We start from the raw sequence: 443 nt of genomic DNA, 5'->3' as shown, positions 1-443 counted from the left end.
GAACTGTGGTTCGGGACGAAATCGAGCAGGACCTTGATGCCGCGCGCATGGGCCTGGGCGAGCAGAGCGTCAAAATCGGCGAGCGTGCCGAAACGCGGATCGATGTCGCAGTAATCGGCAACGTCATAGCCGAAATCGACCATTGGCGAGGGATAGATCGGGGAGATCCAGATCGCGTCGATCCCGAGGCCGGCGAGATAGTCGAGCCGTTGCCCAATGCCCCTGAGGTCGCCCATGCCATCGCCATTCCCATCCTGAAAGGAGCGGGGATAGATCTGGTAGATCACGCCGCTCTGCCACCAAGGCGCAGTCATGGGAGCGGCATGCCAGGAGCGGTCGCAGCCGCGGCGCGGTCGAGCGCCTCCTTGTTCAGCCGTTGATCCTTGAGCCTGGCGGTGTTGGCGTCGCGTGCTCGAATGACCGCCTCAGTCTCTGCGCTGATG

At 63.0% G+C, this 443-nt stretch carries 1 protein-coding gene; it reads right to left on the bottom strand.

Going from position 1 to position 443, the window contains the following annotated elements; translation table 11 throughout:
• A partial coding sequence (locus AB4Y92_RS25860; RefSeq protein WP_441822220.1) for an alpha-amylase family glycosyl hydrolase occupies nt 1–314 on the bottom strand: 314 nt, incomplete at its 3' end.
• Nucleotides 315–443: the final 129 nt, after the last annotated feature.

Source organism: Lysobacter sp. TAB13 (assembly GCF_052113885.1).
In the GTDB taxonomy this organism is placed as follows: Bacteria; Pseudomonadota; Gammaproteobacteria; order Xanthomonadales; family Xanthomonadaceae; genus Lysobacter; species Lysobacter gummosus.
The sequence above is the reverse complement of the archived record's forward strand: the minus strand, read 5'-3'. Positions and strand labels throughout refer to the sequence as shown.